This is a genomic window from Nocardia pseudovaccinii NBRC 100343 (assembly GCF_001613225.1).
Lineage (GTDB): Bacteria > Actinomycetota > Actinomycetes > Mycobacteriales > Mycobacteriaceae > Nocardia > Nocardia pseudovaccinii.
In genome coordinates this window covers 1-10,647 of record NZ_BDBY01000217.1, presented here as the reverse complement: position 1 = coordinate 10,647, position 10,647 = coordinate 1, and the positions used below count along the sequence as shown (strand labels likewise).

Sequence of the window (10,647 nt, the reverse complement as noted above, 5' to 3'; positions counted from 1 at the left end):
GATACCACCCGGCTCGCGCCTTTCGCTGCGATCCGTCCAGAACTCCGTCCGATCGAACAACGCGAGGCCATCTCGAAAGGTCGCCCCACGAAAGGTGAGATGCCGACCGGCGAAGGTCGCGGACTCGAACGAGGTCTGACCGATGAACACGGTTCCTGCGAACAATGTGTGCCGTCCCCGGAAGACCGCGCACCGAAAGTCCGCCTCCTCGATGACCGCCCGGCTGAAGGCGAAGGTGCACTGCGACCACGAGATCTGCGCCGACCGCTGCAGATGTTGCGCGATTACTCGCACAATCGCGCGACGTACCTCCCGGTCATTGCTTCGGAATTGGTAGACCCGCTCGACGCTGACCCCGGCCTCCTCAGTCGATTCGGAGCGCGAGACAAGATGATTCGACCCATCGGCCGGTTCGTACGGCAACTGCAAATACCCGCACAACACATCGATGCACTGCTGCCTGCGACTCGGCGCCGAGAACTCGTCCGCCACCCCCGCCATCGCATACACCCCGGCGATCCGAACAGCCGGGTCCGCATCCCCCAACTGCCGCGCCGCCGCACCGAACAACTCTGCGAACCGCCCACGCTCCAGATCCCGCTGCCGCCGATACGCCACCACCAGCGCGACCGCTCCGCCAACCCCGGCGGCCACCGACAGCGCGATCTTGGTGAGGTCCAATTGATTCGGCGTCTCGGCCTTCGCACCCAGGAGCCACCACAACAACCACCAGGTCAGCCCGGCAATCACCAATCCACCGACAACCGCGCCCACCACCGCGAGCAACAGCGCCGCGCGGTGTAGTCGGTTGCCCAACCGCCCCCATCGCATCATCGAATGGTAGCGGGATCGTCGCTCGCAGACTACCCGGCCAGATCAGCTACCCTGCGCCCCTTACCTTTTCGAATGGGATTCATGACGCGCGACAGGTGACCGATCCGATGGTCACGGCAGCTCGGTCACGCGCGGCTCGGATCGGCTACTGGCCGAACCGGCCGCGCAACTGTTCGGTCATCTCCCACAGCCGCCGCGCGGTGGCCACGTCGTAAGACTGTGGAGACGACCGGACAGGGTTGAACCTGTTGTAGTACGAACCACTTTCGATGTCAGAGCCGGTGGCCAGTTCGATGATCGGCGCCGCCCCCTTGGCCGTCGGAAGCGAGATGGCGTGCATGGCCGCTACCCGCAGGCGCGGGAACTGCCGTCCGAGATCGGAGCGAACCATTCCAGGATGCAATGCGAGGATGGCCAACTCGGGATGCCGACGCTGTAATTCATAGCTGAACAACAGATTTGCCAATTTGCTGCGGCTATAGGTGACGAACGGATCGTAGTGACGTTCGCTGCCGAGGTCGGTGAGGTCGAGATCTATTGCACCCGAGCGGAACAGCGCCGCGCGATGGCCCTCGGAATTGACATTCACCACTCGCCCGGCGCCGCGCTGCAACAGCGACAGGAGAACGCCGGTCATCGAGAAGGGCGCCAGATGGTGCACGGCGAAGTTCAGCTCGACGCCCTCCGCGGTGACCTCTCGGTCGGGCACCATCACTCCGGCGTTGTTCACCAACGTGTCCACGGTGTCGGTGACCTGGACGATCTGCGCTGCGGCACGGTCGATTCCGGCCGCCGTGGCGACATCGGCGGTGATCACGGTGGCATCCGGCAACTCGGCGCGCAATTCGGCGGTGCGGCGCGGGTCCCGCCCGATGAGAATCAACCGGTGTCCGTCGCGCGCCAGCCGCCGCACGGCATGCCTGCCCATTCCAGATGTGGCCCCGACGAAGACGATGGTTCGTAATACCGATGCGCTCATGCCGCAGCCGCCGCACGAGATGCCGAGCGCAGCCCGTAGACGGCGGAGATCACGCGTTCGCGCAGCGATACGGGCAGGTGGACCAGCAGCGCGAAAGTGCGGACTCCGGTTCCAGCGGCATAGTGTCGCTTGGGCTTTCGCGTCGTCACCGCCTGCACCACCGCTCGCGCGACCGGACCGACCGGACCGAGTCGCATGCGTGCACCGGCCGCCGCGACGGACTCGAGCTGGCTGCGGTAGAGCGCGACGCGCTCCGGATCGGACTCGGCAAACGCTTGCTGTGCACCCAGTTCCGCTTTGGCGAAGATCTCGGTGCGAGTGCCACCCGGCTCTACGAGAACCACCGGAATATTCCAGGCGGACAGTTCCAGCCGCAGTGCATTCGACCACGAGGCCAGAGCCGCCTTACTGGCCGAAATGGGCGCCATGAACGGTATCGGGAGGCGTGCGGTCGGCGCACTGATATTGACGATGCGGCCTCGGCCCGCGCGCACCAGCGGCAGAAACTCTCGGCAGACGTAGGCCGGGCCGAGCGTGTTCACGTCGAACTGGCGGCGCAGCTGATCGGGCGTTACCAGCTCGAGCGGCCCCTGCACGATGATTCCGGCGTTGTTGATCACCGCGTGCAGCCCCTCGGAGCCGACCTGCTCGGCGACTGCGGCAGCCGCGCGGGCCACACTGTCGGGATCGGTGACATCCATTGCCACCGAACGAATTTCGACGGAAACATGACTGGGCGCCGTGGAGTGCACACCCGCATAGACGGTATAGCCCCGCTGGATCAGCAGATCGGTGACCGCGGCGCCGATACCGCCGGTGGACCCGGTAATGAAAACATTGCCCTGACCGTGTTTCGGCACGGCTCCTCCAGATGTTCGAATCAACATGTTACTTTGAACAGGTGAATGCGAAGGAAGCCTCTCAGATGCCTTACGACATGTCAATAGGAACATGTCCACATGAACACAACGCGGGTGATCAACCGTGTCACTGAGGCATGCCCTGCTGGGACTACTTGCCGAAAACCCGGCAAGCGGGTGGGATCTGAGCCAGCGATTCGACGAGGTACTGGGTTCGGTTTGGCCTGCCGGGCATCCACAGATCTACAGCGAGCTGCGCAAACTACAGGAGAACGAATACATCGCCGTCGACGCCGAGGGCCCGCGCGGACGCAAGGACTACCGGATCACCGAGGCGGGGCTGACCGAGGTCAGGCGCTGGCTGACCGAGACCGAGGTAGACCACACCATTCGATTGGAACCGCTGCTGCGTTCAGTGTTCTTCTGGCTGATGACACCCGAACAGGTGGCCGAGCACCTCGACCGCGAGGCCGCCTACTACCACGGCCTCGCGGAGAACTACCGCAAGATCGCCGCCGCCAAGGACCGCGGCGAATACGGTCGAAGCCCGCAGACGGATTCGCTGCGCATCGCCGCCGAGGCCGGAATCCGGCTGTCCTCGGCGCTCGGCGAGTGGGCGGACTGGACCAAAGCGCGCCTGTCGCAGGAGTCGCCAGACGAGTAGCGCCGAATCGGCTATCCCTGCGCCCCTTGCGTTTTCGCTTCCTGATTCCGGCGCAGTCCGAGCCCCGCCGCCACCAGGCACGCGGAGGCGACCGCACCGACGAACCATGGGAACACCTCACTCAGACCCCATTCGGTGGCTGCCCAGCCTGCGAGGATGGTCGGCAGCGCCATGGCGGTGTAGGCGAGCAAGTAGTACGCCGACATGGTCTCGCCGCGCTTGTGTTGCGGCACAACCTCGGACAGATGCCGTAGCGAACCGCCGAAGCCGAGTCCGAAGGTCGCGCCGAGCAATACTCCGGCCAGCAGTACCACTACCCAGTTGCCGGTGTGCAATGCGGGCACGGTGAGCACCAGCGCCACCGCCATACCGGTATCGCCGCCGATTGCCGCGCGCCGCGCCGGAATTCCGGTCGCGAACAGCTGGGCCGTGGCACCGGCCACCGCGGTCGACGCGACGACCGCGCCACCGAAGACCAGATTGTGGATGCCGGTCTCCGCAGAGGCGAGCGACGGATACAGCGACAGCAGCACGCCCAGCACCGACCAGGCCGCCATCACACCCAGCGCGGAGAACCAGAAGTCACCGCGAATCTCCTGCGGCACCGCTGGTTTCGCGATGGTGATGCGACCGGCGATCCGAGCGGTGTGCGGTTCCCGCAACGCGATGACACCGACGCCGATGAGCAGGCACACCACCGTGATGACGACATACGGCATGCGCAGCGGATGCGGGGCGTACTGCGCCAGCAATGCCGAGCCCAGAATCGCCACGGCCATACCGACATTGAAGGCAACACCACTGAGCTGACCGGACCGCGCACCGTTCTTCGGCCGCAGATCCAGCAGTGCCGCGGCACCGGCGACCACCGTCGAGCCGACCGCCAGCCCGTGCAGCGCCCGCGCGACCAACAGCATCGCCACATTGTCGGCCAACAGGAACACCACCAGCCCGATGATCATGGTGGCGAATGCGCCGAGCAGCACCGGCCTGCGACCGACCACGTCGGAGATGCGACCGGAGACCAGCACCGCGGCCAGCGCCGCGAATGCGTACACCGCGAAGACAAAGGTCGTCGTGAGCGGCGTGAAATGCCATTCCTTCTGGTACATGCCGTACAGCGGCGCTGGTACCCCGGAGACGCCGAGCGCCACCCCACTCGCCGCCAGAATCAGCGCATAGGCCCAGCGCTGAGGGGTCTGCTGGTCGGCCGCCACCGTCATTGTCGCTGCCATCGGAACCCCGATCAGGTAAGTTTGATGATGATCGAACTTCAATAGACGATACAGCCGGTACGACAGCCATCAAACCACTGTGAGGTAGATCATGACCGAAACTAAGGAATCGGCCACCGAGGCGCCGCCGGTCGCCTCGTTACCCGCCGTGCTCGGCGCCCTGCAGGATCCGGTGCGGCTGGAGATGGTGCGACGGCTGAGCAATGCGGGCACTGCGGTGCGTTGCGGCGCGCTCTATGAAGTGATCAACAAGTCGACCGCCACCCATCACTTCAAGATTCTGCGCGAAGCCGGTGTCATCGAGCGACTGATTATCGACGGGCAGACCTGTCAGCGCCTGCGCTCCGAGGACCTCGACAATGCCCTGCCCGGATTGCTGCCCTCGATCGTCGAGGCGGCGAACCGCGCTCACGGCGACTGAGTCAACCCGTGGGCGTCGGCTGCACCGGCGGCGTGAAATGGAACGTCGGAACGGGCGGCGGTGTGAAGTGGAAGGTCGGAACGGTCGGCGGTGATTTTGGGGCGGTCGGCACCGGAGTCCGCTCATCGCTGTGGAAGGTCTGCGTCGCGGTCTGGTGCAAACCCCACCAGATCGCGAGCGCCATCAACGCGGCGACCAACAGCACGCCCCCGACGTACACGTCGAACATCCGCCACCGGTACTCCAGTGCCTGCACCAGCAGAATCTCGAGCAGCAACGTCACAACCACAATGCCAACGATGGCGACGAACACCCCGAACGCCGCGGGCTGACGAGCCCAATGCCGCAGCGCGGCAAGCATTCCGACGAATAGCAGCCCCCCAACGATCACGATGATCACGCTCGACAGCGCGAACTCCTCCCCCGCACTGCGATCCGACTCGCCGTCGCGCCGCACGACCCACGCCCCGAACAGCAGCAGATGCGCCAGCGCGGCGCCCACCACCCCGACCAGCACCACGATGTACCCGCCGCGCACATCCTCAGCCGACCAATCCGATCGCAATACCAGCGCACCGATATCGGCAACGAAACTCGAGAGCAGCCCGATCACCAACGCCGACAACGCTTCCGGACGCCGCAGCAGCCGTTTGCGCATATATCCCTGCGGCAGCTGGCGGCTCAGCTTCCGGAACACGCCGAACCACGCACCGAGGACACCCACGAACAGCGCAGGTGTCAGCACCCGCATGCCACCCGTGGGAATCCACATCGATAGGGCAACCACGGCGGCCGCGAAGAACCACCCCCAGGCGGCCAGCCGGATCAGCGCCCGCCACATGATTTCGGCGAGCAGCCGACGCGCGCCCGCATTGCCCGGATTCGAGCCGAGCAGTCCACGCAGCGTCGCGACCGCCTTATCCCTGGTCGCGATGTTCTCGAAGTCCAGCCGCGCGCGGGTCTGCAGCAGTTCGGCGTGCGCCGGGTCCTCGGCGAGACCGGCCTCGACGTGGCGCCGGGCCGCATCCGAATCATGTAGTCGCCGACAGGTTTCCGCCGCGTGAGCGTGTGTGCCCGCGTGCGCCGGGGCGAGTTGCGTCGCCCGTTCGAGCGCATCGCGGGCTTCGGCTCGTGGCTTATCGGAGGTCGCCGCATCGGCGATCACTCGCGCGAGCACCAGCAGGGCGGCGACATTGTCGGGCGCCAACCGAGTCGCCATGCGCGCGTGCGTTAGCGCTTCGTCACGCATGGTGTACGCGTCGTAGGCCAGAGCCGCGGTCAGGTACGCGTCGATGCGCGCCGGATCCGCGGCGATCGCCGCGGTCGCATAGCGCAGCGCCTCGTCGGTCTGATCGAGTCGATAGGCGATATCGGCCATGCGTTCCAGCAACACCGGATCGTCCGGTTGCTCGACCAATGCCTCGCCGATGATCCGACGCGCCTCGTCGAGCCGCCCGAGTTCGACCGCCACCTCTGCACGACCCAGCGCCGATCCCGTCATATCCACCCCGATCGGATAGGTGGCCGATGCGAATCGCACCGGCCACCTTGTTGATCTACCTCAGTCCTCGACCAATCGCCGCACCGCGGCGGGCAAGTCCCGGGTGCGCCGGTACGGTCCGGCCACCGCGGCCGCGAACGGCCGCGCCAGCAGGGTACGGGCGATCGCGGAAACCTCATCGGTGGTCACCGCATCGATGCGCGTCAACGTCTCCGAGACGCTGCGGTGGTTGCCGTAACTCAGTTCGCTGCGCCCGATCCGGTTCATCCGCGATGCCGAATCCTCCAGGCCGAGCACCAGTCCGCCACGCAACGAACCCTTGGCGCGCGCGCATTCCGCGTCGGTAATGCCATTGGCCGCAATCTCTTCCAACACCCCGCGCGCCAATGTCGCCACCTTGCCGAGGTTTTCCGGCTGACAGCCGATGTACACCGAGAACGCGCCGGTATCGGCGAAGGTGTCGACGCTGGAATACACCGAGTACGCCAGTCCGCGTTCCTCCCGAATGCGTTGGAACAGCCGCGAACTCAGGCCACCGCCGACCACGGTATTGAGCACCGACAGCGGCCAGCGCCGCTCCCCCTCGTGCCGCCCGAAGGCGCGCACGCCGAAAGCCAGATGCGCCTGTTCGCTGTCGCGATGGCACCAGTGCAGCTCAGGTGCACTGTGCGGCCGGAAGCGGCCCTCGCGACGGCGGGCCGGCTCGGCGGTCGGGTCGAGCCGGGGCGCGAATGCGCGCTGCACCAATTCCACGGTGTGGTCGTGCTCCACATTGCCCGCGACCGCGACGACCATCCGATCCGGCCGGTAGCGCCGCAGATGGAACCCGCGCAACTGCGCGGCATTCATCGCCTCGATGGTTTCGATGGAGCCGATCACCGGCCGCCCGATCGGATGATCACCGAAGAGCGCGGACAGGAATGCGTCGCCGACCAGATCCTCCGGATCGTCGTCGCGCATGGCGATCTCCTCGAGCACCACCTGCCGCTCGACGTCCACGTCCTCGGCCCGGCACAGGCCGTTGAGCACCACATCGGAGACCATATCGACGGCCAGCGGCAGATCCTCGTCGAGGACATGGGCGTAGTAGCAGGTCTGCTCCTTCGCGGTGAACGCGTTGAGCTCGCCGCCGACCGCGTCCATCGCCTGCGCGATATCCAGCGCCGAACGCGTCGGAGTCGCCTTGAACAACAGGTGTTCCAGGAAATGCGCGGCACCCGCGACGGTCGGTCCCTCGTCGCGCGAGCCGACCCCCACCCACACTCCGATCGACGCCGAACGCACGCCGGGCACATGTTCGGTGACCACGCGCAGCCCGCCGGGTAGTACGGTGCGCCGTACCCCCGCATCGGTGCCCCGCATCTGGTCCATCCGCAGCTCCAGAGACGAACCCCCCTGCTCGCCGCGGAGCAGAGGGGTTGTCGTCTTCTTCTTCGTCACAGAGACAAGTACTACTCGGTCTCCGCCTGGCCCGCATCAACGGATTCGGCGGCCTCCGGCTCGTCGGCGCTCTCGTCGACCGGCACCAGCGAAATCTTGCCGCGGTTGTCGATATCGGCGATCTCCACGCGCAGCTTGTCGCCGACGTTCACCACGTCCTCGACCTTGGCCACGCGCTTGCCGTTGCCCAGCTTGGAGATGTGCACCAGGCCGTCGCGACCGGGCAGCAGCGAGACGAACGCGCCGAAGGCGGTGGTCTTGACGACCGTGCCGAGGAAGCGCTCGCCGACCTTCGGCAGCTGCGGGTTGGCGATGGCGTTGATCTGGTCGATCGCCGCCTGTGCCGCCGGGCCGTTGGTCGCACCGACGTAGACCGTGCCGTCGTCCTCGATGGAGATATTGGCGCCGGTCTCCTCGGTGATCTGGTTGATCACCTTGCCCTTCGGGCCGATGACCTCACCGATCTTGTCGACCGGGATCTTGATCGCGGTGACGCGCGGAGCGTAGGGGCTCATCTCGTCCGGGGTGGCGATGGCCTCGGCCATGACCTCCAGGATGGTGGTGCGGGCATCGTGCGCCTGGCTCAGCGCACCGGCCAGCACCTGCGAGGGGATGCCGTCCAGCTTGGTGTCCAGCTGCAGCGCGGTGACGAAGTCCGGGGTGCCCGCGACCTTGAAGTCCATGTCGCCGAAGGCATCCTCGGCGCCGAGGATGTCGGTCAGCGCGACGTAGCGGACCTCGTCCTCGCCCTTGTCGTTCTTGATGGTGTCCGACACCAGGCCCATGGCGATACCGGCGACCGGCGCCTTCAGCGGCACACCGGCGTTCAGCAGCGACAGGGTCGAGGCGCAGACCGAACCCATCGAGGTGGAACCGTTGGAGCCCAACGCTTCCGAGACCTGACGGATGGCGTAGGGGAACTCCTCCTGGCTCGGGAGAACCGGGATGAGCGCCCGCTCGGCCAGCGCGCCGTGGCCGATCTCGCGACGCTTCGGCGAACCGACGCGACCGGTCTCACCGGTGGAGAACGGCGGGAAGTTGTAGTGGTGCATGTAGCGCTTGGAGGTCTCCGGGCCGAGCGAGTCGACCTGCTGGGCCATCTTCACCATGTCGAGGGTGGTGACGCCCATGATCTGGGTCTCGCCACGCTCGAACAGCGCCGAGCCGTGGGCGCGCGGGATCACGGCGACCTCGGCGGACAGGGCACGGATATCGGCCAGACCGCGACCGTCGATGCGGAAGCCGTCGGACAGGATGCGCTGGCGCACCAGCTTCTTGGTGACCGAGCGGAATGCCGCGCCCAGTTCCTTCTCGCGACCGGAGAAGTCGTCGGCCAGCCGGTCCAGCACGGCCAGCTTGATCTCGTCGATCTTCGCCTCGCGCTCCTGCTTGTCGGCGATGCTCAGCGCCTCGCCCAGCTCGCGCTTGGCGGTGCCCTCGACGGCCTCGTAGACATCGGCCTCGTACGGCGGGAAGAGCGGGAACTCCTCGGTCGGCTTGGCAGCCAGCGAGGCCAGATCCTGCTGCGCCTTGCACAGGCGGGCGATGAACGGCTTGGCGGCCTCGAGGCCCTGCGCCACCACGGCCTCGGTCGGCGCCTGCGCGCCGCCCTCGACCAGCGCGATGACCTTCTCGGTGGCCTCGGCCTCGACCATCATGATGGCCACGTCACCGGATTCGACGACGCGACCCGCGACCACCATGTCGAAGACCGCGCCCTCGAGCTGCTCGACCGTCGGGAACGCGACCCACTGGCCGTCGATCAGCGCGACGCGCACGCCGCCGACCGGGCCGGAGAACGGCAGGCCCGAGATCTGGGTGGACGCGGATGCGGCATTGATGGCCACGACGTCGTACAGGTCGTTCGGGTCCAGGCTCAGCACGGTGACCACGACCTGGATCTCGTTGCGCAGACCGTCCACGAAGGACGGACGCAGCGGGCGGTCGATCAGGCGGCAGGTCAGGATCGCGTCGGTGGAGGGGCGGCCCTCACGACGGAAGAACGAACCCGGGATGCGACCCGCGGCGTACATGCGCTCTTCGACATCGACCGTCAGCGGGAAGAAGTCGAACTGATCCTTGGGGTGCTTGCCCGCGGTGGTCGCGGAAAGCAGCATGGTCTCGTCGTCCAGGTAGGCGACGACCGAACCGGCGGCCTGGCGGGCCAGACGGCCGGTCTCGAAGCGGACGGTGCGGGTTCCGTAGGTGCCGTTATCGATCAGCGCGACGGATTCGAACACACCGGGTTCGACCTCGATGGCCGAAGATGTAGTTGTTTCAGACATTTTTCTGCTCTCAACCTCTCGTCTTCGCTGGATCGAGCGCCGGGTGGGCGCGATCCAGCTCTCGTCAGCCGTACCGGATACGGACGCGCGGCAACCCTCCTGGCTGCGACGCGCACACCCGGCCGAATCCCCTTGGAAACGGCGACGCGGAGGCGGTCATCGATCGAAGCCCGCCGGCGACTGCTCGCCTGCCGGGAGGCCACTACCGAAGACCGACGCCACGCGGGCGGGTGCATACGGCTGTGCAATGTTGTCGTGCAAACGGGATGCAACGACCCCTCATACACAAATAGCCAACGGGGAGATTGTACGTCTCCCCATTGGCCACCTGATCGACCGCCTCGGGTAGTCAGTGTGTCGAGACCATCCGTTCCCGACCCGACCACCACGGAGCGAGTCTGACGAGCGACGTTCGCGGCCCGTCTCGC

8 protein-coding genes and 1 pseudogene are annotated in these 10,647 nt (G+C 66.4%); 2 read left to right on the top strand and 7 right to left on the bottom strand.

Annotation, left to right across the window (positions count from 1 at the left end):
- The 3 genes and pseudogenes from NP3_RS27625 to NP3_RS27615 form a co-directional block, all read right to left on the bottom strand.
- Positions 1-831 (bottom strand): annotated as a pseudogene (locus tag NP3_RS27625) (pentapeptide repeat-containing protein); the annotation flags it as partial.
- 148 nt (positions 832-979) lie between these two features.
- A complete protein-coding gene (locus tag NP3_RS27620) occupies positions 980-1,813 on the bottom strand; it encodes an SDR family NAD(P)-dependent oxidoreductase (protein WP_063824930.1) in 834 nt (277 codons plus the stop codon).
- On the bottom strand, positions 1,810-2,673 hold the full coding sequence (locus tag NP3_RS27615) for an SDR family NAD(P)-dependent oxidoreductase (protein ID WP_084509061.1): 864 nt from the start codon (positions 2,671-2,673) through the stop codon (positions 1,810-1,812). The genes NP3_RS27620 and NP3_RS27615 overlap by 4 nt, the downstream gene beginning before the upstream one ends.
- Before the next feature lie 124 nt (positions 2,674-2,797).
- Between NP3_RS27615 and NP3_RS27610 the strand changes: the two genes are divergently transcribed.
- Entirely contained in the window at positions 2,798-3,337 is a 540-nt protein-coding gene (locus tag NP3_RS27610) for a helix-turn-helix transcriptional regulator (RefSeq protein ID WP_063044530.1), read from the top strand.
- A gap of 11 nt (positions 3,338-3,348) precedes the next feature.
- Here the strand turns inward: NP3_RS27610 and NP3_RS27605 are convergent, their stop codons facing one another.
- Positions 3,349-4,572, bottom strand: a complete 1,224-nt coding sequence (locus tag NP3_RS27605) for an MFS transporter (protein WP_084509063.1) — start codon at positions 4,570-4,572, stop codon at positions 3,349-3,351.
- Between the two features lie 91 nt (positions 4,573-4,663).
- On the opposite strand from NP3_RS27605, the gene NP3_RS27600 reads away from it, so the two are divergent.
- Positions 4,664-4,993 (top strand): ArsR/SmtB family transcription factor, encoded by a 330-nt coding sequence (locus NP3_RS27600; RefSeq protein WP_063044529.1) that lies wholly within the window; start codon positions 4,664-4,666, stop codon positions 4,991-4,993.
- Between the two features lies 1 nt (position 4,994).
- On the opposite strand, the gene NP3_RS27595 is transcribed toward NP3_RS27600, so the two are convergent.
- The 3 genes from NP3_RS27595 to NP3_RS27585 all read right to left on the bottom strand — a co-directional run bounded on the left by NP3_RS27595 (position 4,995) and on the right by NP3_RS27585 (position 10,219).
- The gene (locus NP3_RS27595; RefSeq protein WP_063044528.1) at positions 4,995-6,533 is read right to left on the bottom strand and encodes a tetratricopeptide repeat protein; all 1,539 of its coding nucleotides are present in this window, start codon (positions 6,531-6,533) and stop codon (positions 4,995-4,997) included.
- Between the two features lie 21 nt (positions 6,534-6,554).
- On the bottom strand, positions 6,555-7,865 hold the full coding sequence (locus NP3_RS27590; protein WP_063044527.1) for a M16 family metallopeptidase: 1,311 nt from the start codon (positions 7,863-7,865) through the stop codon (positions 6,555-6,557).
- Between the two features lie 80 nt (positions 7,866-7,945).
- Complete coding sequence (locus NP3_RS27585) at positions 7,946-10,219, bottom strand: polyribonucleotide nucleotidyltransferase (protein ID WP_063044526.1); 2,274 nt, start codon at positions 10,217-10,219, stop codon at positions 7,946-7,948.
- Positions 10,220-10,647: the final 428 nt, after the last annotated feature.

Bases quoted from the DNA above. Each gene is read 5' to 3' on its own strand.
- NP3_RS27620 (WP_063824930.1), bottom strand. From the start codon at position 1,813: ATGAGCGCATCGGTATTACGAACCATCGTCTTCGTCGGGGCCACATCT.
- NP3_RS27605 (WP_084509063.1), bottom strand. From the start codon at position 4,572: ATGGCAGCGACAATGACGGTGGCGGCCGACCAGCAGACCCCTCAGCGC.
- NP3_RS27600 (WP_063044529.1), top strand. From the start codon at position 4,664: ATGACCGAAACTAAGGAATCGGCCACCGAGGCGCCGCCGGTCGCCTCG.
- NP3_RS27590 (WP_063044527.1), bottom strand. From the start codon at position 7,865: ATGGACCAGATGCGGGGCACCGATGCGGGGGTACGGCGCACCGTACTA.
- NP3_RS27585 (WP_063044526.1), bottom strand. From the start codon at position 10,219: ATGTCTGAAACAACTACATCTTCGGCCATCGAGGTCGAACCCGGTGTG.